17 protein-coding genes and 3 pseudogenes are annotated in these 24,829 nt (G+C 46.1%); 4 read left to right on the forward strand and 16 right to left on the reverse strand.

Going from position 1 to position 24,829, the window contains the following annotated elements:
• Positions 1-115: 115 nt before the first annotated feature.
• The 9 genes and pseudogenes from JFC06_RS12455 to JFC06_RS05175 form a co-directional block, all read right to left on the reverse strand.
• Positions 116-361 (reverse strand): annotated as a pseudogene (locus tag JFC06_RS12455) (transposase); the annotation flags it as partial.
• Between the two features lie 133 nt (positions 362-494).
• Positions 495-1,499, reverse strand: coding sequence for a nucleotide kinase domain-containing protein (locus JFC06_RS05140; protein WP_198334211.1), 1,005 nt, complete (start codon positions 1,497-1,499; stop codon positions 495-497).
• A gap of 69 nt (positions 1,500-1,568) precedes the next feature.
• Positions 1,569-2,711, reverse strand: coding sequence for a pyrophosphatase (locus JFC06_RS05145; protein ID WP_198334212.1), 1,143 nt, complete (start codon positions 2,709-2,711; stop codon positions 1,569-1,571).
• Positions 2,708-3,325, reverse strand: coding sequence for an Nmad2 family putative nucleotide modification protein (locus JFC06_RS05150; RefSeq protein ID WP_198334213.1), 618 nt, complete (start codon positions 3,323-3,325; stop codon positions 2,708-2,710). Before JFC06_RS05150 ends, JFC06_RS05145 begins: the two co-directional genes overlap by 4 nt.
• Before the next feature lie 2 nt (positions 3,326-3,327).
• Entirely contained in the window at positions 3,328-3,780 is a 453-nt protein-coding gene (locus JFC06_RS05155; protein WP_198334214.1) for a hypothetical protein, read from the reverse strand.
• A gap of 174 nt (positions 3,781-3,954) precedes the next feature.
• The gene (ligA, locus tag JFC06_RS05160; protein ID WP_406947979.1) at positions 3,955-5,946 is read right to left on the reverse strand and encodes an NAD-dependent DNA ligase LigA; all 1,992 of its coding nucleotides are present in this window, start codon (positions 5,944-5,946) and stop codon (positions 3,955-3,957) included.
• Between the two features lie 461 nt (positions 5,947-6,407).
• The gene (locus JFC06_RS05165) at positions 6,408-7,421 is read right to left on the reverse strand and encodes a cell division protein ZipA (RefSeq protein ID WP_198334216.1); all 1,014 of its coding nucleotides are present in this window, start codon (positions 7,419-7,421) and stop codon (positions 6,408-6,410) included.
• 206 nt (positions 7,422-7,627) lie between these two features.
• Entirely contained in the window at positions 7,628-11,575 is a 3,948-nt protein-coding gene (locus JFC06_RS05170; RefSeq protein ID WP_198334217.1) for an AAA family ATPase, read from the reverse strand.
• A gap of 80 nt (positions 11,576-11,655) precedes the next feature.
• Complete coding sequence (locus JFC06_RS05175) at positions 11,656-12,459, reverse strand: sulfite exporter TauE/SafE family protein (protein ID WP_198334271.1); 804 nt, start codon at positions 12,457-12,459, stop codon at positions 11,656-11,658.
• 277 nt (positions 12,460-12,736) lie between these two features.
• Here JFC06_RS05175 and JFC06_RS05180 point away from each other — a divergent pair, with 277 nt between their 5' ends.
• The 4 genes and pseudogenes from JFC06_RS05180 to JFC06_RS05195 all read left to right on the forward strand — a co-directional run bounded on the left by JFC06_RS05180 (position 12,737) and on the right by JFC06_RS05195 (position 15,680).
• Positions 12,737-13,177: a transposase family protein gene (locus JFC06_RS05180; RefSeq protein ID WP_198334218.1), complete on the forward strand. Its 441-nt coding sequence runs from the start codon at positions 12,737-12,739 to the stop codon at positions 13,175-13,177.
• A gap of 8 nt (positions 13,178-13,185) precedes the next feature.
• Positions 13,186-13,569, forward strand: a pseudogene (locus JFC06_RS05185) (transposase family protein); the annotation flags it as partial.
• 262 nt (positions 13,570-13,831) lie between these two features.
• Complete coding sequence (locus JFC06_RS05190; protein ID WP_198334219.1) at positions 13,832-14,866, forward strand: biotin--[acetyl-CoA-carboxylase] ligase; 1,035 nt, start codon at positions 13,832-13,834, stop codon at positions 14,864-14,866.
• Positions 14,867-14,951: 85 nt separating this feature from the next.
• A complete protein-coding gene (locus JFC06_RS05195) occupies positions 14,952-15,680 on the forward strand; it encodes a pantothenate kinase (protein WP_193006813.1) in 729 nt (242 codons plus the stop codon).
• A gap of 201 nt (positions 15,681-15,881) precedes the next feature.
• On the opposite strand, the gene JFC06_RS05200 is transcribed toward JFC06_RS05195, so the two are convergent.
• From JFC06_RS05200 to JFC06_RS05225, 7 genes and pseudogenes are all read right to left on the reverse strand, one after another.
• Positions 15,882-17,069, reverse strand: a complete 1,188-nt coding sequence (locus JFC06_RS05200) for an isovaleryl-CoA dehydrogenase (RefSeq protein WP_193006814.1) — start codon at positions 17,067-17,069, stop codon at positions 15,882-15,884.
• 43 nt (positions 17,070-17,112) lie between these two features.
• Positions 17,113-18,033 (reverse strand): hydroxymethylglutaryl-CoA lyase, encoded by a 921-nt coding sequence (locus JFC06_RS05205; protein ID WP_198334220.1) that lies wholly within the window; start codon positions 18,031-18,033, stop codon positions 17,113-17,115.
• Positions 18,034-18,093: 60 nt separating this feature from the next.
• Positions 18,094-18,504, reverse strand: coding sequence for an acetyl-CoA carboxylase biotin carboxyl carrier protein subunit (locus JFC06_RS12460; RefSeq protein WP_406947980.1), 411 nt, complete (start codon positions 18,502-18,504; stop codon positions 18,094-18,096).
• A 129-nt stretch (positions 18,505-18,633) separates the two neighbouring features.
• Positions 18,634-20,196, reverse strand: a pseudogene (locus JFC06_RS05210) (acetyl-CoA carboxylase biotin carboxylase subunit); the annotation flags it as partial.
• Positions 20,197-20,264: 68 nt separating this feature from the next.
• Entirely contained in the window at positions 20,265-21,071 is an 807-nt protein-coding gene (locus JFC06_RS05215; RefSeq protein WP_198334222.1) for an enoyl-CoA hydratase/isomerase family protein, read from the reverse strand.
• Between the two features lie 94 nt (positions 21,072-21,165).
• A complete protein-coding gene (locus JFC06_RS05220; protein ID WP_198334223.1) occupies positions 21,166-22,776 on the reverse strand; it encodes a carboxyl transferase domain-containing protein in 1,611 nt (536 codons plus the stop codon).
• Between the two features lie 123 nt (positions 22,777-22,899).
• Positions 22,900-24,657, reverse strand: a complete 1,758-nt coding sequence (locus tag JFC06_RS05225; RefSeq protein WP_198334224.1) for an AMP-binding protein — start codon at positions 24,655-24,657, stop codon at positions 22,900-22,902.
• Positions 24,658-24,829: the final 172 nt, after the last annotated feature.

Below are 24,829 nucleotides of genomic sequence, written 5' to 3' on the forward strand. Positions count from 1 at the left end.
TGAAAAAGACAAGATTGAGGTCAGGCATCTGGGGTGCGGGTGGCGCACGCTTTTTTATAATAACTGGTGGGTAAGCGGAAAGAATTGTCTGGAGCCATTGAGCTAGGGCGTGTCATCAATTAAGCCAAACAGCATAAGAAATCAGATGAATTGCACTCAAGAAATGACAGGCTAACTTATCGTAGCGAGTAGCAATCGCACGGCACTGCTTAATCTTGGCGAAGAAGTTCTCGATCAGATGGCGTGCTTTATAAATTTCTTCAAAGTCTCCTAGCTGAAGTCGATGACGCTTAGGTGGTATAACCGCATTACGGTATACTGATTTAATTGGCTCAATGACGCGGACATCAGCATCATAAGCTTTATCGGCAAGCCAAGTTTATACTAACATTGAGCAATTTATCCGAGCTAAAAAGGTCATGAACTGCACCATTTGTTAGATGAGAACCAGTAGAATTTTCTAGCGGTTTTAAAAATGAATCACTCCAAGTTCATTAAAAAAGAGTGAGTTCTCTTTTAGTGGGTTCTAAGCATGATTTTTCGATTTTATGGTTAATGTTCCATTTAGGGGGAAAGAAGAGCTCTAATGGCATAGGTGTCTCTTTATATTGTTGTTTGATACGCTTATTTTGTACCTGCAACTCAGGCATTTTTACTCTCAAAAGCTTGTCAGTTTCACAAAAGCAGTTCTGCAAGTCTATTAAACTCGGTTCTCTACCAAAAAGAGGCTTAAAATCATCAAACCCAAAAATTGATTGATATTTTTCAAAATTATCTTGAGTGAACTTAATAATATCCTCATTACTGTATTTCTTAGAAGATTCATTTGTGAAGCACTTTTTGACCCCTCTTATGGCTCCAATTCCTGCCTTAACAAATGAATCTTCACAAAAATCAATGACGTTGGAGTAATTCATATCAATAGCATACTGATATGCTAAAAAGTCTCCAATGAAAGAGCACTCCCTTAGTAAGTCAAAAACTTCTGAAAGAGAATTTGAATCAATTATCTTATCTAATACAGACTGATCAATTAATTCTTCTTTTACCATCTGAAGCCACTTTTCGTGCTTGAAATCGAGATGGTTATACAGAGTATGAGTTCCAGTCATCATATATGCATTATTAAAGATAGGACCATGCTCTTTACGTAATAATAAAGCATTATTAATACGTCTTAAATCAAAGTTTTCTATAGAAATTCTCCCAACTTCTTTTTCTAGATACTCCCAAGTTTCAGGTTTGTTAAATATTTTGAATACAATGATACGAAGTAGAATATCTTTATCTGAGAAGTTATCATCAGTGTAAATTACATTTTTAATTAAATACTGACTTACCCTATCCATAGCTCTATAGACATTAGTAAATTTGTACATATGTAGAGTTGAATCTTGTGTCAGAGGGTAGTTTTCTGTGTACTTATTCCAAAAGATGTTCATTCTTTCTTGAATGAAGTAGAAGTAGTATTTGAAAATATCTTCGTTCGGTTTTATCATTTTTTCTACCGTTCATGATAAGAATATTTGTTAAGTGTAAGCAATATAGACTATAAAGTATGTAAATACTTAAGGTTCACTTCTTTCAAACTTCTTATATTCAAGTGTCCTTTTTTTACGATTACCTATGATAATTCCACCTTCATTCTCAACAACTTGATTGAACACTGAGTATCCCAATGTAATTGCTTTGACCCATAGCTGCAAAGGACATTTCTCAACTTCATACCCTTTAACAAAAATTCTTATTGTTTTCAATAGATCATATGAGATGTTATCTTTGTCGGTAAAGTCAATATTATTTTCTTTTGACATTGAGAATAACCAAGCGCTCAAGCCTTCTTCAATTACTATCGGTCTACCACTATCTTGATTCTCATCAATGGAAGGTTCGCTTTTCCTTTTGTGCTTAATCAAAGCTCTAAAAGTAGGTGACCAGTGTAACACTGCAGCAAATGCGAGGTGAAACACATCGTGATACTTATAATTATCACTGTCTTGATGATTATCATTTAAAGCACTACCAATGAATACACCATTCCATTTAAGGTAAGACTTACCGTTCGATTTTTTAATTATATGTACTTCAAAATTGATTGGTAGTTGTTCATCTGAATCGAAACCATCATCAAAACATAATTCAGGTAATTTAAGTTGATCAATTTCTATAAACCTATCCCTTATCTTAAACGTGTTTCTCTCAACTATTGCCAGTAAACTAAGCTCAAGAAAACTCATAAATTGTAAATAGACGTCTAAAAAATTCCTTAAAGCATTAAGATTAGGTTCTTGATTTAAGCAAACCAATTGACTCATAAGTTTAACAAATAACTCTTCTTCATCAATACCAGCTTTTTCCTTACTATTAACTTGAATGATTGGCCGATCTATTATATCTGTAATAAGTAAATCGTTCCCTACTGTAGTAAAAGATTCAGTGCTTTCAAACAGCTCATTAAAATCAATATTTTTAACTATAGTAATTAGAGTAAAGTACCAAAAAATATCACCCATTTCTTCAATAATTTGATTGTTGGACTCATTACTTAATGAACTATTTAACAATTTCTTTTTTAAAAGCGAAATCAGACTACCTACTTCACTAAATAAACCCATTTGAGCTCCGAAAAGAGCTTTATTGGGTTCAAATTTGTTAGTCTCCTTTACAAGATCAACATAACTACTTAAGTAAACTCTATCATTCTTATTCATATCATTTTCCAATCAGATGGCCTACCCATTACCATAGTCTCAATGGGTTCTCGATCATAAGCCCATTTAATAAATTCAGCTAATTTAGGATAGTTATTATCATCAAAGGTTTTATGATTTGAGTTCTTGATGCAAATATCCTGACCATTACAGTTTCTAAACTCACCAGGTATCAATTTAGAGTTATTTCCGTAATAAACAAAATTATTAGAAATAAGTACTTTGATACCACTCAAGTCAGTTTCTTTATGGCCTTCTACAGTATTACCATCTTTATCAGAATGTACTGAGTTTAGCTGAATAAAATGTCCATTTTCATAGTGATAAATGTTATCCCCTACCTGTTGAACTTTGTTCTTAGATAAAACTGGTATCTTTGCTTGGAACCTATCATCAGTTGAATACTCTTGGAATGTCAAAGTTTCGGTTACTTCCATAATATAAATAAGCTTACCGACATCGCCTCTAGGTTCTGAACCAGTACCTATTATAAAGTCTCCATCATTTGCAACTTTTCTTATAACTTGTTTGCAGGTAGCTAATGTCAGGTACCCATGGTATGGATTAGGGGCAAAACCTTCATCATATTTCATTACATAAGAATATAATTTCATGATTATCTACACTTATGTCTAGTAGGAGTAGGTGGGTTTAAAGAAATACCCTGTTTATCTTGATAAACATCATCTTCCAGATTATCTAAACTTTCAAGTGTAGTAGAAGGTAGTATAGAGCTATTAGATTGTGAAGCTATAGCAAGAGGTGTCGTAGATGAAAAATATTCTGCATATATAAATATTACTTTAATAGCATATTGCGTAGCTAAATTGAGAATTATAGATTCTAAGTACTTACAATCATTAAGTTCTTCAGTCATATAAATGAAAATAATATCTAATTCTTTAAATTCGAACGGTAGATCGAGTAAGCTCGATTTGAGCTCCCAATCGCAATTGATTCGCTTATCATAAAATTCAGGTACATACTTTTTATTTAATATGACCTTGACAGAGTTTAGATGATCAATGCTAGATTCAGCTTGGCTAGTGTGTACGAATAGAGCCTTCATATCCTTCCTTAGATTGAATAATAAATATATGAGTCTACTCTACAAAAATCAATTAATCTAGCAGTTTGAAGAGATGCAGATAATGGTTTTGGGGGAAAGTTATTATGTATTTATAATCTAATGTTGGACAAAATTCACTATTAATTCAAAATCTAGCTGTACCATCACCATCACCTACTCCCCAACCATCACCAAAAATTCATCCTCACCCACCACTTTGACACCCAGTTTTTCCGCTTTGGTTAGCTTAGAGCCAGCTTTATCCCCTGCCAGTAGCGCAGTCGTTTTGGCGGAGATGCTACCTGAGACTTTTGCGCCTAGCGCTTGTAGTTTGGCTTTGGCTTCATCACGCGCCATGCTATCGAGCGCACCCGTGATGACCCACGTTTGCCCATCGAGTGGCAGACCTTCTGAGGCGACCTGCTCAACCTTGTCCCAATGCACACCCGCCTCGCGTAATGCGTTGATGACCTCAATATTGTGCGGCGCGCGGAAGAACTTATAGGTCAGCTCGGCAGTGATTTCTCCGACATCGGGCGTTTTTATCAAGGTCTCAATACTAGCTGCCATGAGGCTATCTAAGTCGCCAAACTGCTGAGCAAAATTCTGTGCTGTGCCCTCACCAACACCGCGAATACCAAGCGCATAGATAAAGCGAGCCAGTGTCGTCTGCTTACTGGCTTCGATAGCATCGATGATGTTTTGAACCGATTTTTCACCCAATTTTTCAAAGTTAATCAGCTCGTCCTGATGATTGTGCAGCTGGTAAATATCTGCGACCGTTTTGACCAAACCATGCTCAAAAAAGCTAATCAGCCAGCTTGCGCCGAGCCCGTCGATATCCATGGCACGGCGTGAGACAAAATGAATGAGCGCCTCGGTCTGCTGGGCTGGGCAAAACAGACCGCCACTGCAGCGCGCCAGCGCTTCGTCTTCTGGCAGGACCACAGGCGAGTCGCAGACAGGGCAGGTCGATGGCAGTGTCACTGGCTCAGAATCCTCTGGACGCTGATCGTGCCAGACGCGCGTGACTTTGGGAATGACGTCTCCTGCCCGATGAACGCTGACCATATCGCCTGCACGCACGTCTAAACGCTGAATCTCACCAAAGTTATGCAAGGTGACATTGCTGACGGTGACGCCGCCCACTTTTACTGGCTCAAGCTTACCGACGGGTGTGATTTGTCCCGTTCGCCCCACTTGCCACTCGATATCGTTTAGACGCGTCATGACCGTTTCGGCAGGGAATTTATACGCAGTTGCCCAGCGTGGCTCCCGAGATAAAAAACCCAGCTGCTGCTGCAGTGCCAAATTATTGACCTTAATCACCATCCCATCGATTTCAAACGGCAGATCGCTACGCGCCTCAATCACAGACTCATAATAGGCTTGTGCCGCGCGTGGATTTTGTACCACTTCTACCGCGCTGACCGTAAAGCCAATGTCTGTTAACCATGCGAGCGCTGCTGATTGAGTATCGATACTCTCAGGTAGACCTTGATTGACCGAATAGCCATAAAATGCGAGTGGACGACTGGCAGCCACGCTTGGGTCTAGCTGACGTAGGCTCCCAGCGGCGGCATTGCGTGGATTGGCAAAGGTTTTACCCTCGCTCTCTTCGGCTAGTCGATTGAGACGATCAAAGCCTGCCTTTGGCATGAGCACTTCACCGCGCACTTCTAGCAGCTCGATATCAGCAGCAGCGGCTAACCATAAGGGCAGATTGCGAATGGTCTTGGCGTTTTGGGTGATGTCCTCCCCCGTTTGCCCATCACCGCGCGTGACCGCTTGCACCAACTCGCCATATTCGTATTTTAACGAGACCGCCAGACCGTCCAGCTTTAGCTCCATCTCATATTCAGGATTCTGTTGCGAGACGCTAAGACGGTCATTGACGCGGCGCATAAAATCACGCAGATCATCGTATTCAAAGACATTGCCTAGAGATAGCATCGGGATGTCATGGGTGACTTGGGTAAAAGCAGACAGTGGCATATCGCCGACTTGATTGATCGGGCTATCAGGCTGCACCAAATCTGGATAGGCTTCTTCTAGCTCAAGTAAAGAGCAGCGCAATTGATCGTATTCGCTGTCTTCTAAGGTAGGATTGTCGAGCACATAATACGCATAATTATGCGTTTTAATCGCATCGATAAGTGCGCGCATTTGGATAACGATATCGTCGTGTGTGTCAGTGACATTAGAGGATTGCGCAGGTGTTTTTTGAGGGGTTTTACTTTGCGCAGCAGTCGGTAAGATAGGATCAGTCATAGTCGGCGTCTTTACGGTTCAAGATACCGATATGATAACAAGTTTGACAAATACTCGGATGAAATTTTATCAAAAACTACCGCTAATCCTAAATAAAATAAGGACACGCATTATCATGCGCTACTGGGATAAGTTTTTTTTGCTTACTGTGCCTTCGCCGGCAGAGGCTGCGCAAAACCTGTCCCAGTAGCCCTCTAATTATTTTATAGTGGATAAAGTGTCGTGTTATAAAATATATAAACCATAAAAAAGGCAAATAACGTCAATCGCTATTTGCCTTTGAGATATTTGAGATAACGGATAAGCACTTTTAAATGCTGGTTTGCTTGGCCTTTAAGCGCTTAGCCTTCAAGCGCTTAGCCTTCATAGTCGCGGACTTGGTTACGCAGCTGCTGCTTGTATTCAGGGGTGATTGGCTCGTTCTCTTCATCCAGCATAATGGCGTCCAAATCGCTTGCCATCATATAAGCAATGCTCATCATACTATCGAAACTGCGGACGGCTTGTGGATGCGGTAAGGATAAAAACACCACCACGCCATTATAAGTATTGGTCGCGACACTATGCGGATCAAAGGGCGCAATACCGCTGTCGGTGATGCCCATCATGCTAAACCATAGCATGCCTGTGCCGTCTTTTTGCTCATAGCGATGGAACATATTCATCGCCCCATAGCGCAGACCGTATTTATCAATCAATGCCAACAAATCACGGCCACGGATGACTGCTGCTGGGCGGTCACGATACTGGTGCGGCAAGATGGTGATATTGATGTTGTCTTTGGCATGGATCAATGGGCCGTTTTGCGCGTCATCAACAGGCGCTGACAGATGCTGATCGAGTATCGGACTGTTATTATCAAAGCTTGGCTCTTCTGCGGTATCAATCGATGGCATCAGACTGTCTGTCGCCGACACCAAGCTTGAAAACGCGTCAGGCTCTTGCTCGATATGCATCTGCTCAGCGGCTTCTACAAACTCAGCATTGTCGGTACGCTGCTGCTCATCTTGCCAGCGAGCATAGTCGGCATTTTCGTTGGTGTGGCTATCCTCGCTCCCATCACCGCGTCCAGCCGTCAACTGCGCATCGACATTGGTGTGCGCTTGGGTCAAGGGTTCTTCTTCAACGACCGCATTCAAATAACTACGATCAGGGCCGATACTCGTCTCGCCGGCGACCGTATCATCCAAGTCTGGCTGATCGACGATATTGCGCTCATGACGCGGTATGATGGGGATACCGTTTTTATCATAATTAACCGCTACCGCCTCAGCATCTTTACGGCGCTTAAAGCTACGAATGACCATAAACAGCCCTGCAAGCACGATAAATGCGGCAATGGCGATCAATATAAACTGAATAGCGGTCATGAGAAACACATCCTAATATATGACAAAAGGGAATACACAAGAGGGGATAAATGGCAATAGTCTAGCATGGCTAATTCATATCGTCACCATATAGTCATCGTTTATCGTCAGCCCGACACACTTGCGTGATATGACAACCTCAGTCCTAACTATACCATTAGCACGGGCTGTCAGTTATCAATTATTTGTGCGATTCAGCCACGTCCTTAATCAGCAAGGTAACGCGCCGCCTCATCGAGTGACACACTGACCAAAGTCGACACACCGGCGCTTGGCATGGTGATGCCTTTTAGCTCATCAGCAATTTGCATCGTCAGCTTATTGTGACTGATAAAGATAAACTGCAAATCATCTGCTAACTCGTGAATTAAGCTGGTAAAGCGGGCAACGTTGGCGTCATCAAGTGGGGCATCGACTTCATCAAGCACACAAAATGGGGCAGGATGCTGCTTAAATATCGCAAAGATCAGGCTCAGTGCCGTCAGCGTTTTTTCACCGCCCGATAGCACAGCAAGGCGACTGTTACGTTTGCCCTTTGGCTGTGCCATCAAGGTAAGGCCTGCCCGCCACTGCTCAGATTTATGTTGATCAGCGGGTATGTGAGCTGGCATATCCTCCGTGTTTAAGGTCAAACTTGCTTGCCCGCCACCAAAAACTTTGGCAAATAAACTGGCAAGCTCATTATTGACGGCAGCGAGCGTCTGCATAAACAATGTCTTAGTGGTTTCATCAATCGACGCAATCGCCTGCGTCAAGGTGCCTATACTCGCCGCAATGTCTGCTGTCTGCTGCGCCAATGGCTCTAAGCGCTCATTGACTTCCGCCAGTTCTGCCACTGCCGCCAGATTGACCGCGCCAATTTTGCCCAATTGCTGCTCAAGCTTTTTGTGTTCCCTCTCAAGCTCAGCGATTTTATCTGGGCGTACGCGGCGATCATGCGCGATAAAATCCGCCAGTAGATTTGAGACACTGGTTTGTTGCTGCGGCGGCTGTCGTAAGTTTGACGGCGCTTTATACTTGTCACTTGCACGATAGTAAGCAGCTAAGGCATCATGCGTCTGGCTGCTGGCGTCATCCAAACGTGCCGCGCTTAGTGCCAGCTCAGTGGCATGATGGGCGAGCTCACTTTGCTGATCTTGTAGCGTCTGTTGTAGCGTATCTAGCGCGGTCTGCTGCTGAGTATAGTTTTGCTTAAGTACCGTTAGCGCGGTCTCACGCTCTGTTAGTAGGGCTTGCTGCGCATCGCGTGCTGTCTGTGCATCTTGCAATGCCGCTTGCAGTGCTGGCAGTTTATTTTGCTGCTGCTCATAGCTTGCCTTTAGCCGCTGCTCGCTTTGTAGTGACTTATCCTGCTGCTGAGTGGCCCGCTCAAGGCTGCTCATGATATGTTCTAGACGCATCTCGCTTTGTTGAACACGAAGCTGCAAGGCTTGCCAAGCGTCGTCATCTGCTTGACGGGTGCGGGTAAGCTCACTGCGCTCGGCTTGCAACTGCTGGCTTCTCGCCCGTGCATCCGCTATTTTTGGCGTCAGCGCTGCTGTCTCATTGTGAATGTGCTGCTGCTCATGATGAAGCGTTTGCTGCTCTTGCGCCAGTTCTTGTTGCTCTTGTTCAAGTGCGGCTTTATCAGTATTTAGACGGTGGCTATCGGCTTGCAAGCGCTCAGCATTGGCACGCTGCGTGGTAAGTTGCTGCTGGTATTGATGCTTGTCACGGATGAGTTGCTCAGATTGCGCGCGCGTTTCCTCGACATTGATCATCAAGGCATCGTAGTTACGCTGGTTGTTAGCGATGGCTTTTTTCTGATCTTGTATGGTCGTTTCAATCTCATCCAGCATTTCTTTTAGCGCTTGCAAACGGGTGCGCTGCTGCAAGCGCTGCGTGAGGAACTGATTACCGCTGTCATTTTGACCATCTTGCGCACCAGCAAACTTACTGAGGTTCAGCGTACCCTGACGACTCAGCAGCCAACCATCAGTGCTTAGCAAAATGGCTGACGCTGGTAAGAATTTTAAGACTTCCACAAGCGCGTCTAGATTGTGTTCGTCATTTATATCAGCCGATGCCACATACAAATAACACTGCTGCCAAAGTGCCAATGAGGGCTGCGAAATCAGCTCGGATAAAGGCCATACCTTATCAACCACCGTATCGGGCAAAGGCTGGATAAATGGGTCTACGCTACCCTCACTTTGCTCAACAGATAACCATAAACTATGCCCTGTCTCTATGGCCGATGTATCTTGTTTATTGGTACTATGATTTTGCCCAGTTTGATACGTCAATACCTCTGTGACATGGGGCGCAAGCGCTTGCCATAAGCTAGATACTTTTTGCGACTCTTCATTACTATTATCCGCGATTGCTGGAGGGTTTTGATTGCCGGCCAGCACGTGACTGTCTAACCACAGCGCCAATACGCTATCGAGTAGCGGTGCGTACTCTCGCCCTTTTGCGCTTAACTCAATTTGCTCACGCAATGTGGTCACGGCTAACTTATTATAGTCGCTGACCGCATTATTTTTTGAATCAGTCGTTAAAGCAGCGGTTTTTTGCTGAGCGTGTGCGGTTGGTTTGGGATGCAGTATCCGATGCAGGGTATCGTATTCACCTGCCAATAACGCATGACGTTTTTCATGCTCACCCAACTCGCGCTGCTGCATTATTAGGCTTTGCTGCAGATGCTGCGCTTGCGGCTGTAATTCCGACAACCGCTCATCGACGCTGTCTTGCTGCCGTTCAATCTGCTGTAGTTGTGTATTTAGCGCCTCAACTTGCGTCTTTAGTGCCTGAGACAAAGTCTGCGTATCTGTATTTTCTGGTACACCGCTATTATCAGAGGGTGATAGTGACTGTTGTAATTGCTGCCACAGATGTTGCCAGTTTTGCTGGCGGCGCTGCCATTTATCATAACTTTGCTGATAGCGCTTTTGCGATTGGGCATTAATCGCTTGCTGCTGATCAAGCGTACGAGCGTTATCCTGCAAACGCGATAGCTGGTTTTGTGCTTCATGCCACGCACGTTGCAACGGTTGCTCATTGCGTTTATGCGACTCACGTTTGCGGGTTAACTCAGTCAGCTGCGGACGCAATTCATTTAGTATATTCTGCTGCTTGGATTGCTGCGCCTTTAACTGATTCATGTCAGTGACTGCTTGCTCACGCTGCTCATCTAGGCTGGCTAATTGCTGCTCAATGGCGGTCAGCTGTGAGGTTGCATCGCTCAGCTTGTGCTCAGCTTGTTGATGGCTTAGCTGCTGCTGATAATGCGCACTTTGCGCCTCGTCTTTTAGCCATTGCTCTTGGTTAATATGAGTAGCAAGCTTATCTTGCTTGGCTTTTAAACTCTCATAGCTGGCTTGCAAGGTGGCGACCTCGGCCGCGCTACGCTCGTGGGCTGCTTTTTGCTGCTGCTGAGTGTGTTTGGCTTGATACAACTGTTGAATGGCGAGCTGCTGCTGAATATCAGCAAGCGTTAAGGCAAGCTCTTCATAGCGCTGCGCACTGGCGGCTTGCTTAGACAGTGTCTTTTGTTGGCGTACCAACTCGCTTTGCATGTCGTGCAGACGGGCCAGGTTTTCTTGGGTTTTCTCGAGCTTTTTTTGGGTTTCTTCACGGCGTGCTTGATAGCGCGAGACGCCTGCTGCCTCCTCGATAAACTCACGCAGCTGCATGGGGCTGGACTCGACGATACGCCCAATCATACCTTGCTCAATGACGGCATAACTACGCGCGCCAAGTCCCGTACCCAAAAACACATCGACGACATCACGGCGGCGACATCGCGTGCCATTGATAAAGTAATCTGAGCGACCCTCTAGATTTACCTGACGGCGGACGGACAGCTCTTGATAGAGATTAAACTCATGGCGAATGCCCGTTTGCTCATCTTGGGTATGCTCAAAAGTCAGCTCGACACTGGCGACACTTTTGGCAGCCTTGTCCTGCGTCCCAGCAAAGATCACATCACTCATCGCGCCACCACGTAGCTGCTTGGCAGAGGTCTCGCCCAGCACCCAGCGGATGGCGTCAATGACGTTGGATTTACCGCAGCCGTTTGGCCCGACAATGGCGGTAATACCATGACGAAAGGTAAAAGTCGTTGGATTGGCAAAGGATTTAAAGCCTGCCAGCTTTAGAGATTTTAGGCGCATGAAGGATCAGTAAACTTAGCAAAAACAGGCGGCTATTCTACCTGAAATGAGGATGGGTTTTTAGGGTTTGTCTGAGTCAATTAAATCAATCCAATCGCGCTTAATAACAACTGTCCCCCTGCAAATAATAACAGCACCCCAAATGCACGCTTAAGCATAAGGGCCGGCAGTACATGGGCGAGCTTGGCACCGATTTTTGCCATCGCAAAGCTAGCCACTGAAATGCACAAAAATCCCGTGATATGTACAAATCCTATCGTACCCTCAGGCAGATTGACCACGTCTTGGCCAAACCATGCAAACCCTGTTGCGCCCGCCAGCGCAATCGGTAGACCGCACGCCGCAGACGTACCAACCGACTGTTTCATCGGTAGTCCTGCCCAGTTCAAAAACGGTACGGTCAAACTACCACCGCCAATCCCAAAGATAGACGATGCCATGCCAATGCCCGTACCCGCACCAAACTGCACGCCAGTAGAAGGTAAGGGTTTACCCAACTGCTCTTTGTTAGAAAAAAACAGCATCTTTAAAGCGACCAGTAGCGCGCCAACACCAATGATGGCCTGCAACGCCTTGCCATCAATCATATCCGCGATACCAGCGCCGACCAGACTACCAATGATTAAGCCCAGCGCCATTTTTCGCCATACTTCCCAGCGCACACCGCCGCGCTTATTATGAGCAGTGAGTGAGCTGATCGAGGTCACAACGATGGTCGCAAGGGAGGTGCCAATGGCCAAATGCGTCACTACTTCTGGCGAAAGATCATAAGCAGTAAAAATCCAGACCAATGCTGGGACGATAATCATACCGCCGCCCACGCCAAATAAGCCTGCGCTGACACCCGCAAATGCCCCTGCAATTACAAACCACACATATAACATCATTGAATCAGCCTTTTATCACGCTTGTTTTTTTATGACACTGGTATTTTAGAAACCACTTACCTACAGTCGATTGACCTTAAAAGGATACAGCACTACTGTCAGCGCTATAGTAGAAATCTTTTGCATCATTGAACCACGCTTGCGAACGGCAAGCCATAAAATCATATCAGTAGTACATGACTATGCACGACTTTTTTATTTTGAGCTAAAAGACCTCTTGCAAAAGTAGCAAAGGGAATTAAAATAAGAAGACACTCATAACTTTTTAGGAGCCATGCCAAACATAGATAAGCTACTCAAACAAAGTGACGCTGGTTTTAAACGCTATACTGGCATTCATAAAGCCACCTTTTATGACATGCTTGATGCCATGCAAGAGCATGAAGCATCTAAGACCAAATCAGGCAGACCAAGTGTGCTCAGTCTTAAGGAGCAGATACTACTAGCTCTGACTTATTGGCGTGAATACCGCACGCTTTATCATATCAGTATGGACTTTGGTATTCATGAGTCTTCTGCTAGCCGTATCATTCGTAAAGTAGAAGACACACTGATTGACTCTGGCAAGTTTGAATTGCCTAAAAAACTACCTAGTCGTGTCGATGAGGACATCAATTGGTCAGTCGTCATCGTCGATGCCACCGAAACCCCAATTGAGCGTCCAAAAAAAACCAAAGAGACTACTACAGCGGTAAGAAAAAACAACACACCTTAAAAGCGCAGGTTATCGTTCATTGGCAAACCGGCTTGATACTTGATGTGCAAACCTGTAAAGGGTCAATCCACGATTTTAAGCTGTATAAAGATACTTGTCCTGATTGGTTACCTGAGAATACTAACTATCTAGCAGACAGTGGTTATCAAGGGTTAGCAAAGCTACATAACCAAACTTTCACACCATTTAAGAAACCTCGTGGTGGTCAGTTATTGGAGATATGCAAACAGGCCAATCACTATCTGGCAAAGTTCCGTATTGTGGTTGAGCACAAAATAGGCTTAATCAAGTTGTTCAAAATCGTGGCTCATAAATATCGTAACCGTCGTCAGCGCTATGATCTTAGAATGAAGCTGTTTGCTGGTATCATTAATTTCGAGCTAAACCTATGACTTTTGCAAGAGGTCTAAAGATCTTGTGGCGCTCGATTGAATTTGCCAAAACATAATCTGACCTTTATGCTGTCTGTTTTATACTGTTTACTAGTGATCATTTTTTAGTAATGATCTTTTTAGTGATGATCTTTTTAGTGATGATCTTTTTAGTGACGATCTTTTTAGTGATGACCGCCTATCACATAGTGACGGTTTATTATGATAGCTACTCAGTATATCAAAGATTCCCCATGCGACATTAACCACATCGACGAAACTTATGCTGCCACCTGACCATTTATCTGACTATACATCCGATTCCATATCCGATTTTGAGGTATCTGACTCTGGATCATTCACGCTGGACCACTTACCTGAGCTCAACCACCGCCATCTTGTCAGTAGTAGCTCAACCAATAGCGAGCTGATAGCAGACGTGCAAGATGGCACGCTAAATCCTGCCAAGATGCATCTATTGACCGCAGAAACCCAAAGCTCAGGTCGTGGACAACACGGACGCTCATGGCAGTCACCGCGCGGCAATGTCTATCTATCGTTATATCATCCGGTGCACATGCCAGTGAGTGGTTTATTGTCCTTAATCATTGGGGTTGAGCTGGCCAAAATGCCCGTTCTCCAGACCTTAAATGAGCAATTGCACGCACAAGGTCTGACGCCAATTGGGGTGAAATGGGCAAATGATTTGGGGTTTTACCAGCCGCAAAATCAGACCAAAAACCCAGAACAAACTGAGCTGGATAGCTCAGTAGTGAATAGTGCTGCCTTAAGTCAGCAAACGTTGCCCTTTCATAAACTGGCTGGCATTTTGATAGAGCCAGTGACACAAGCGGGTAAATTGGTGGGCGTCGTGATGGGCATTGGCTTAAACGTACAGACCGCCCCCAAGCTAACAGCACAAACTGCTGAAGGCATGAGTTATCAAGCGATTAGTATACAAGATGTTTATGAGACGCTAAAACTCGAGGCCCATACTGTGAGACTACCAAGTCTAAAAACGCTGTACCAACAAATGAGCAAAGCATTGATGGTAGCGATGACACGCTTTGAGCATCTAGGGCTGGAGAGGCCAACCGGTCATACCTATTATTTGGACAGCTTTTTAAAGCAGTTTGCCACGATGGATGCGTTGGCAGATCTACGCTTACGCGTCACCCAAGATTACAACAATCAAGAACAAATCGTGATGGGCGATGCTTGCGGTGTCGATACAAACGGATGTTTGCAATTACGCCAAGATAACGGTAAGATTTCTGCGCTTTTTACCGGACGCATCGACGTTATTCATCAGGTTTAAACCGCTTATTTAACGAGCAACCACCGTGAGGCAAGTGTCAGCTTAGTGTGTTGATCACAGGCTTACTGGATATAAAGGGAATTTTATGCTCTGGCTTGATCTTGGAAATACCCGCCTTAAATACTGGCTTACCGATGATATCGGGCAGATAGTCGCGCATGATGCCAAGCAACATCTGCAAGCACCTGCCGAATTATTGATGGGTCTGACCGACCGCTTTGAGCGTTATGCACCCGACTTTATTGGGATTTCATCCGTCCTAGGTGACGATCTCAATGTTAAGGTCTCAGACACCTTAAGCCGTCTAAATATCCCGTTTGATTTTGTGCATGTCAATGCAGCGCACCCGCTTATGAATAGCGCCTACAATGACCAGCAGCTCGGCTGTGATCGCTGGCTACAAATGCTAGGGGCGGTCGATAAGAAAAAACGTCAATGTGTGATTGGCTGCGGTACAGCCGTAACGATTGATTTGATCGATCATGCCGAGCATTTGGGCGGTTATATTTTCCCCAGTATTTATCTGCAACGTGAGTCCCTGTTCTCTGGCACCAAGCAAATCACCATCTCTAACGGGTCTTTTGATAGCGTCGGTCAAGGAGTGACCACCCAAGATGCGGTACATCGCGGGATATTATTGTCGATTGTTGGCGCGATCAATGAGATTAGTCATCGACACCCTAACTTTGAAATGATTATGACGGGCGGCGATGCGGCCATTATTGCCCAACACGTCAACCGCCCTGTGCACCTGCGTGATGACTTATTATTAAACGGCTTGGCGCGTTATTTCGACCACAGCAAACAGCCGTAACTTTTTATGAACCTTGTGAAATCAGCATAAAAAAGCAGTACATCTTAGGTGTACTGCTTTTTTGGTTATCACGATAGTCCATTCTATTTAAAACCGATACAGAGTGAATGGGATGAATTGCCTATGCAAGCACTACATCAAGTAGGCTTAGCAAGTTTCACAAAGGTAGTCGGCCTTTTTGAGTTTGGTATTACTTCGTTTCTACTTAGTTTCGTTAAACAGCTCACGACCGACCAACATACGACGAATCTCGCTGGTCCCTGCGCCAATCTCATACAGCTTGGCATCGCGCCAATAGCGACCGAGTGGATACTCGTTGGTATAACCATTACCGCCAAATATTTGAATGCCCTCGCCCGCCATCCAAGTCGCTTTTTCTGCGCACCATAGAATGACACTGGCACAGTCTTTACGTACCTCTCGACTGTGACCGGCTCCGCGTTGGTCTAGCATGTCGAGGTTCTTACCGACGGTGTATAGAAAGCTACGTCCTGCTTGCAGTACCGTATACATATCGGCAACTTTGCCTTGTATCAACTGGAACTCACCAATGGCTTGACCAAACTGCTTACGATCATGGATATAAGGCACGACATTGTCCATCACCGCTTGCATGATGCCGATAGGACCTGCGGCCAGTACGGCACGCTCATAATCTAGGCCACTCATCAGCACCTTAACGCCTTCATTGAGACCGCCCAAGATATTTTCGCTTGGTACTTCGACATTGTTAAACGTCATCTCACCCGTATGGCTACCGCGCATGCCAAGCTTATCTAGCTTTTGCGCGGTACCAAAGCCTTCCATGCCTTTTTCGATAATGAAAGCCGTCATGCCTTTAGCGCCCATCTCAGGATTGGTCTTGGCATACACCACCATCACATCAGCATCAGGTCCATTGGTGATCCACATTTTGCTGCCGTTTAGCACATAATGACCATTTTTTTCTTCTGCTTTTAGCTTCATACTGACGACATCTGAGCCAGCACCCGTCTCACTCATCGCAAGCGCACCGATGAATTCACCGCTGATGAGCTTTGGCAGATACTTTTGCTTTTGGGCCTCAGAGCCGTTACGTTTGATTTGATTGATACACAGATTGGAATGCGCCCCATAGCTCAGCGCCACCGAGGCTGACGCGCGGCTGATTTCTTCCATGGCGACCATGTGTGCAACGTAGCCCATGTTAGAGCCACCGTACTCTTCAGGAACGGTAATGCCATGCAGGCCGATGTCACCCATCTTTTGCCATAAATCCATGGGGAATTCATCACTGCTGTCGATTTCGCTTGCGCGTGGGGCGATTTCTTTTGCCGCAAACTGCTGCACCACATCACGTAGCGCATCGATATCTTCGCCGAGCTGAAAGCTCAAACCAGGTAAACTCATAACCATTCCTTGTATTTTAATATTTAGTTTTTACAATCGTTTTTTAAGACTGACGTTTATTAATTAGAGCACGGGCCACGTTTGAGCCGTTAGCACGCCCTAAAAATTTACTGATACGCTCGCCTGCCACGACCAATTTATCCAAATCTATTCCCGTGCTGATACCCATGCCGTGTAGCATATAAACCACGTCTTCGGTTGCGACATTGCCCGTGGCCCCTTTGGCATACGGACAACCGCCAAGCCCGGCGACTGAGGTATCAAATTCACTGACGCCCATTTGTAGGGCAGCCAAGGTATTGCTTAATGCCTGACCATAAGTGTCATGAAAGTGCCCCGACAGCATCGCGATGTCAGCATGTTCAAGTGCAGCTTGCAGGGCGCGCTGTACCTTGAGCGGTGTCCCAACACCAATGGTATCAGCAATACCGATTTGTTCTGAGCCAATCTCTATTAGTCGTTTGGTCACATAAGCTACCTGACTGGGGTCAATCTCGCCTTCATAGGGGCAACCGACTGTACAAGAAATAACGCCGCGTACTTTGATGCCGTGCGCTTTTGCAGCAGCAGCAACGGGCGCAAAACGCTCGATACTCTCATCAATACTGCAATTGATGTTCTTTTGGCTAAAGGTTTCACTGGCTGAGCCAAAAATGACGATTTCATTTGGACGATGCACAACAGCATTTTCAAAGCCGCGCATGTTGGGCACCAGTACTGAGTAGCAAACGTCCGGCTGCCGCGTAGGCGCTAGCGCGTCAAGTAACGCGCTGTTATCGCCCATTTGTGGCACCCATTTTGGCGAAACAAAGCTAGTAACCTCTAATTTTTTGATACCTGCTGCGACCAAATCATTAATGAGCGCTTGCTTGACAGCCGTCGGCACCGTCATCGATTCGTTTTGTAGTCCATCACGCGGGCTGACATCAACGATGGTGACGTGGTCTGGATATGAGTGGCTCATGCTTGTCATCCTTTTAGTTATTCGCCTTTTTATAAAGGTCTGTCAGCTACTAGCCTTCACTTAGCCTTCACTATCTATGCGCAATAGCTCATCACCATCAGCAACCAAGTCACCTGGGGCAAATAATAGCTCTGCCACCACACCATCAGTCGGCGCGGTAATGGTGTGCTCAATCTTCATGGCTTCGATGACAGCAAGAGGCTCACCTTTTTTGACAGTGTCGCCTATCGCTACTTTAAAGGCAACCACTTGCCCTGGCATCGGTGACTTTAAGCTGCCAACCGCTGCTGTGTCTTCGCCCACATGTGCCATGATATCAATCAGTGTAATCTCATCGCGTCCACCATCCGTGAACACATAAACCGTCTCATGATGCACCCAGCTTTGGGCACTGATACGTGCTCCCTCTAACCACAAGGTATGATTATGCGCATCACGGCTGGCATAGCTGACTTGCCCTTCATAAGCCATTTCGGTTTGGGCTGCCACATTACTATTGTTATTGTCCTGCTTATTCGCGATTTCTTTTTCAATGACAAGCGTAAAGCTACTGAGATTTTCGCTCCCTTTTTTACTGTCAGCACAATCTGCGTTGTGCCAATTGCTGATGCGCGCGCGGTAGGACTGCTCATCATAAACCAAGCTAAATGATCGAGTATAATCATTATAAGCACGAAAACCGGTAGGCTTACTAAACGGGTCTGTACTAGAGCGTTGCGCGGTGGCTTCAGTGGCAAGCTGCTGCGTAATAGCCGTCACCACAAGCATCGATAGGTTAAGTGGATGCTGATCAAACAATTTGTCTTGCTCGCGTTCAATCAACGCGGTATCCAGATTGGCCCCACTAAACGAATCGGTATTTAAAATATGACGCAAAAATGCCACGTTGTTTGGCAAACCCACAATACGCGTCTGCGCCAAGGCGCGATCAAGTCTCGCGAGCGCTTGCTCGCGCGTGGGAGCGTGCACGATAAGCTTGGCAATCATAGAATCATAAAAAGGGCTGATGACATCGCCCTCTCGTACGCCATCGTCGATACGCACATCACTAATATTAAAGGTGCTGTGCTCAGGCTTTTGATAAGTGAATAACGTCCCTGTCGCTGGCAAGAAGTTATTGTCAGGATTTTCGGCACAGATGCGCGCCTCAATGGCATGACCGTTGATAGCCAGATCGTCTTGCGTTTTTGGTAATGGCTGACCTGCGGCGACCAAAAGCTGCCACTCGACCAAATCGACGCCAGTGATGGCTTCGCTGACCGGATGTTCAACTTGCAAGCGCGTGTTCATCTCCATAAAATAAAAATTCATCGAGTCTTCGCGCTGCTCAACAATAAATTCAACCGTGCCTGCGCCAACATAATCAACGGCACGCGCAGCTTCGATCGCTGCGGTCCCCATCGCTTCGCGCATGGCAGCATCGACACCAGGGGCTGGCGCTTCTTCTAATACTTTTTGATGGCGGCGCTGCACGGAGCAATCACGCTCAAACAGATGCACATAATTGCCTTGCGTATCACCAAATACTTGGATTTCAATATGGCGCGGTTTTAGCGCGTATTTTTCGATCAATACTTGATCATTGCCAAAACTGGTGATCGCTTCACGGCGGCACGAGTCGAGCAGGTCAATAAAATCGCTACTTTGCTCAACGATACGCATACCTTTACCGCCGCCGCCCGCACTCGCTTTTATCAAGACAGGATAGCCAATATTATCTGCCTGCTGCTGCAGAAACTGGGCATCTTGGTTATCACCGTGATAGCCGGGTATCAGTGGCACGCCAGCGGCCTCCATCAAGCGCTTAGACTCAGACTTGCCACCCATAGCACGGATAGCATCAGCCGATGGACCGATAAATACCAAGCCAGCCTCTTGGCAAGCTTGGGCAAAATCTGCGTTCTCACTTAAAAACCCGTAGCCTGGATGGATGGCCTGTGCGCCCGTCTGCTTAGCAATAGCAATGATGGCATCGCCTTTTAGGTAGCTGTCTTTTGGGGCCGAGCCGCCCAGATAGATCGCCTCATCACAGACAGCCACATGCTTAGCACTGCGGTCTGCATCAGAATAAACAGCGACGGTGCTGACACCTAGCCGCTTGGCAGTCGCGGCCACTCGGCAAGCAATTTCGCCACGGTTGGCGATTAGAATTTTAGAAAACATAACTATCCCTGTGTCTTATCGTTTTTATTTGACGGCTTGTCTATTTTTTATTGCTGGTCTGCTGTCAGTTAATCTACTGTCAGCCAATCAGGCTTGCGCTTTTGCAAAAAGGCTTGCACGCCTTCCTTACCTTGCTGTGACGAGCGGATATCAGCGATCCCTTTTACTGTATCGGCAATCAACTCATCGGTGATCGGTGCACCAGCGATTTCGTGTAATAGCTGCTTGCAGGTCTTGACCGCATCAGGGCTGTTTTTGACGACTTTGGCACAGAATGCAGCCACCTCGTCCTCTAGCCCCTCTTCGCTAACCCGCTCATGGATAAAGCCCAGCTGACGCGCTTTTTTGGCATCAAAAACCTCAGCACTTAAAAAATAACGCTGCGATGCTCGTGCGCCCAGCGCTCGGATAACATAAGGACTGATGGTCGCAGGTGCTAGTCCCAAGCGCACTTCACTCAGACAAAAATTAGCTATCTTAACAGCGATGGCCACATCGCAGACAGCGACTAGTCCCATACCGCCTGCATAGACGTCGCCTTGGATTGCCGCAACCGTTGGCTTGGGACACTCATAAATGGTCTTGAGCATTTGCGCCAATTTATCCGCGTCCGCTAGGTTTTCCTCATAGCTGAAATCTGCCATGGCACGCATCCAGTTCAGATCAGCGCCAGCACAAAACGCCTTGCCAGCAGCCGCTAAAACGATCACTCGCACGTTATCATCAGCGCCAAGCGTGATAAAAACGTCTGTCAGCTCGGCAATCATCTCATCATTAAAAGCATTGCGTATCTCAGGGCGATTCAATGTCACCGTCGCGACATGCTGCTTGATATCTACCAGCAAGCTTTTATAATTGTTTGTCTCTTTTTGCATTGTCTTCTCTTTTTTTAGTCCCTATCCGCTATCTTTACTCACGAATATATTTGTTAAGCGTCGTTGAATATTAAAACTAGTGACTAAGCGTTCACTACATTCTAAAAACACCATAAGTCGTCTCTTCAATTGGTGCGTTGTAAGCTGCGCTCAGTCCTAAGGCTAGTACCTGACGCGTATCAGCAGGATCAATCACACCGTCATCCCATAGACGCGCCGTGGCATAATACGGATGACCTTGCTCTTCGTACATCTCACGAATCGGCGCTTTAAAGGCCGCTTCATCTTCATCACTCCACGCCTCACCTTTGCGGTCAAAGTTATCACGCTTGACGGTTGCCAAGACCGATGCCGCTTGCTCACCGCCCATCACGGAGATACGGGCGTTTGGCCACATCCATAAAAAACGCGGGCTATACGCGCGGCCGCACATACCGTAGTTGCCAGCGCCAAATGAGCCGCCGACGATGACCGTGAATTTTGGTACTTTTGCATTGGCCACCGCCATGACCATCTTGGCACCGTGACGGGCAATGCCTTCGTTTTCGTATTTACGACCAACCATAAAGCCCGTGATATTTTGCAAAAACACCAATGGGATTTTACGCTTACAGCACAGCTCAATAAAATGGGTGCCTTTTTGTGCTGACTCGCTAAACAAGATACCGTTATTGGCGATGATACCGACGGGCATACCCTCGATATGAGCGAAGCCACAAACCAGTGTCGTACCAAAACGCGCTTTGAACTCATCAAACGCACTGTCATCAACGATACGGGCAATAATTTCTTTGATATCAAACGGCTTGCGTTTGTCCGTTGGAATGACACCGTATAGCTCTTTGGCATCATAACGTGGCGGCTTGGGTGCAATTTGATTGGGAATATTTTTGGCAGGACGATTTAGATGGCTGACGATATTACGGGCAATCGATAACGCATGGGTATCGTTTTGCGCTAGATGATCGACCACGCCTGATAGCCGCGTATGCACGTCACCGCCGCCCAAGTCTTCTGCCGTCACCTCTTCCCCAGTCGCTGCTTTAACAAGTGGCGGACCACCCAAAAAGATGGTGCCTTGATCTTTAACAATGATAGATTCATCGCTCATCGCTGGCACATACGCGCCGCCAGCCGTACAGCTGCCCATGACTACGGCAATTTGCGGAATACCTGCGGCACTGAGGTTGGCTTGATTAAAAAAGATACGACCAAAATGCTCTTTATCAGGGAACACGTCATCTTGATTTGGTAAGTTGGCACCACCTGAGTCGACCAAATACACACATGGCAAATGATTTTCTTGCGCGATTTCTTGCGCGCGTAGATGTTTTTTGACCGTCATTGGATAATATGTGCCGCCCTTTACCGTGGCATCATTACAGACAATCATACACTCCGTGCCATTGATACGGCCGATACCTGCTATCACGCCCGCCGCCGGAATCTCTTCGCCATACATATCGTGCGCCGCCATCGGGGCCACTTCTAAAAATGGTGTGCCGACATCCAGCAAACGCTCGACACGCTCACGTGGCAGCAACTTACCGCGCGCCAGATGCTTGGCTCGGGCGCGCTCTGAGCCGCCTTGGGCAACTTTACGCAGATGCACATACAGATCATCGACGATCTCTTGCATGGCGGCACTGTTTTGCTGAAAATCGCTTGAGTTCGGACTCAGTTTACTGGTTATGATAGCGCTCATGATATCCCTTTTCTTTGTTGCATAAATGCGAGTCACTTTTTTCTTTTCGTCTCGACTCATCATAATGATTGTCAATAGTACAGATGCTAAATGGTCTTTAGCACTATAAGCTAACTAGGCAATTTACTCTAAGCCCAACTCTTCTGTCATTTGCTCGATGATTTTATATTTTTGAATCTTGCCAGTGATGGTCATTGGGTATTCCGTCACGAAGCGATAGTAGGTCGGCACTTTATAATGAGCGATATGCTCACTACAAAACTCACGTACTTCCTCTTCAGTCAGGCAGCCAGGCTCTTTTGGAATGATCCAAGCGGCCAGTACTTCGCCATAACGCGCATCTGGTATACCAACGATTTGTACGTCACGAATTTTTGGATGACGATATAGATAGTTTTCGATTTCTACCGGATAGATGTTTTCGCCGCCGCGGATGACCATGTCTTTACTACGACCAACGATTTTGACATAGCCATCTTCATCCATCGTGGCCAGATCACCTGTATGCATCCAGCCATCTTGGATGGACGCGCGTGTTTTAAAGCGGCTGCCCCAATAGCCTTTCATCACCGAATAGCCACGTGTGAGCAACTCACCAGTCTCGCCGATCGGGACGATATCGCCCGTTTCTGTATTGATAACCTTAACCTCAAGCGCAGGTTGTACCAGTCCTACGGTCGATACTTGCTTTTCAAGTGGTGTGTGTTCGTTGGTTTGACAAGACACCGGACTGGTCTCCGTCATCCCATAAGCAATGGTGACCTCGCTCATGTGCATCTTATCAATGACGCGGCGCATGACTTCTATCGGGCAGCTGGAGCCTGCCATAATCCCTGTGCGCAAGGTTGATAAATCAAAATTCTCAAATTCAGGATGGTCGAGTTCGGCGATAAACATCGTTGGCACACCATGTAAACCGGTACACTTTTCTTCTTCGACCGCCTGTAAGACGGACAGTGGCTCAAAGCCATCATTAGGATAAACGATACAACCGCCATGCGTGAGAATCGCTAAATTGCCAAGAACCATACCAAAACAATGATAGAGCGGTACAGGAATGCACAGTCTGTCTTTTTCAGTGAGGTTCATGGCCTCACCGATAAAGTAGCCGTTATTTAAGATATTGCGATGGCTGAGCGTGGCCCCTTTTGGCGTGCCCGTTGTACCACTGGTGAACTGCACATTAATGGCATCGGTGTTTTTCAGCTGGGCCTGACGCTCAGCGACGCGCGGATCATTGGCATCACCCTCAGCCATCCATGCAGAGAACTTCTGCATAAAACCAAACTCTTCATCACTGCTTGGCTCATCGATCCAAATGATGCGCTCAATCGTCGGAATCTCAATCAAGTCAAGCTGGGTATAGTCTTTATGATAAATCTCAGGGCATAGCTCACGAATCAAACTGGCGTAATCACTGCTTTTAAAGTGACGCATCAGCACCAGTGCGGAGCAGCCCAATTTGTTGAGCGCGTACTGTAGCTCAAAGGTACGATAGGCAGGGTTGATATTGACGAGGATGACACCGGCCTTTGCGGTCGCTAATTGCATCAATAGCCATTCAGCATTGTTGTGTGACCAAATGCCGATGCGATCGCCAATCTCAAGTCCCATCTCAATCATGGCACTTGCCAACTGATTGACCTGTTGTTGTAGCTGTTGATAATTCCAGCGGATGTTTTGATGGCGAGAAACCAGTGCGTCGCGCTCAGGATATTTGGAGACAATAGCATCAAAAAAATCCCCAATGGTCGCTTCAATCAGCGGTACATCAGGGCCTTTATCATAGCTTTGGGTCAGTGGGGCATTTGCTGAGCGTACGCCCATATTGACTTTGGGAATACTATTTAAAATAGCGTCGAAATCAGGAGTTTGCGTCATAACGAGTCCTTTCGTTTTACTTTTTATGTTGCTGATTGGTCGCCTGTGGTCACACCCTCTTCCTTGAACAGGTCTTACCTAGCGTTAGCTACTATACCGTCATAAATGAAACGCTGTCAATAATATCAATACAATATGTATCATTTAATAAGGTAGCACCGATACTGGTATT

The sequence above is a fragment of the Psychrobacter namhaensis genome (assembly GCF_016107545.1).
Lineage (GTDB): Bacteria > Pseudomonadota > Gammaproteobacteria > Pseudomonadales > Moraxellaceae > Psychrobacter > Psychrobacter namhaensis.

Bases quoted from the DNA above. Each gene is read 5' to 3' on its own strand.
- JFC06_RS05140 (WP_198334211.1), bottom strand. From the start codon at position 1,499: ATGATAAAACCGAACGAAGATATTTTCAAATACTACTTCTACTTCATT.
- JFC06_RS05145 (WP_198334212.1), bottom strand. From the start codon at position 2,711: ATGAATAAGAATGATAGAGTTTACTTAAGTAGTTATGTTGATCTTGTA.
- JFC06_RS05150 (WP_198334213.1), bottom strand. From the start codon at position 3,325: ATGAAATTATATTCTTATGTAATGAAATATGATGAAGGTTTTGCCCCT.
- JFC06_RS05155 (WP_198334214.1), bottom strand. From the start codon at position 3,780: ATGAAGGCTCTATTCGTACACACTAGCCAAGCTGAATCTAGCATTGAT.
- ligA (WP_406947979.1), bottom strand. From the start codon at position 5,946: ATGCGCGCACTTATCGATGCGATTAAAACGCATAATTATGCGTATTAT.
- JFC06_RS05165 (WP_198334216.1), bottom strand. From the start codon at position 7,421: ATGACCGCTATTCAGTTTATATTGATCGCCATTGCCGCATTTATCGTG.
- JFC06_RS05170 (WP_198334217.1), bottom strand. From the start codon at position 11,575: ATGCGCCTAAAATCTCTAAAGCTGGCAGGCTTTAAATCCTTTGCCAAT.
- JFC06_RS05175 (WP_198334271.1), bottom strand. From the start codon at position 12,459: ATGTTATATGTGTGGTTTGTAATTGCAGGGGCATTTGCGGGTGTCAGC.
- JFC06_RS05180 (WP_198334218.1), top strand. From the start codon at position 12,737: ATGCCAAACATAGATAAGCTACTCAAACAAAGTGACGCTGGTTTTAAA.
- JFC06_RS05190 (WP_198334219.1), top strand. From the start codon at position 13,832: ATGCTGCCACCTGACCATTTATCTGACTATACATCCGATTCCATATCC.
- JFC06_RS05195 (WP_193006813.1), top strand. From the start codon at position 14,952: ATGCTCTGGCTTGATCTTGGAAATACCCGCCTTAAATACTGGCTTACC.
- JFC06_RS05200 (WP_193006814.1), bottom strand. From the start codon at position 17,069: ATGAGTTTACCTGGTTTGAGCTTTCAGCTCGGCGAAGATATCGATGCG.
- JFC06_RS05205 (WP_198334220.1), bottom strand. From the start codon at position 18,033: ATGAGCCACTCATATCCAGACCACGTCACCATCGTTGATGTCAGCCCG.
- JFC06_RS12460 (WP_406947980.1), bottom strand. From the start codon at position 18,504: ATGGCTTATGAAGGGCAAGTCAGCTATGCCAGCCGTGATGCGCATAAT.
- JFC06_RS05215 (WP_198334222.1), bottom strand. From the start codon at position 21,071: ATGCAAAAAGAGACAAACAATTATAAAAGCTTGCTGGTAGATATCAAG.
- JFC06_RS05220 (WP_198334223.1), bottom strand. From the start codon at position 22,776: ATGAGCGCTATCATAACCAGTAAACTGAGTCCGAACTCAAGCGATTTT.
- JFC06_RS05225 (WP_198334224.1), bottom strand. From the start codon at position 24,657: ATGACGCAAACTCCTGATTTCGACGCTATTTTAAATAGTATTCCCAAA.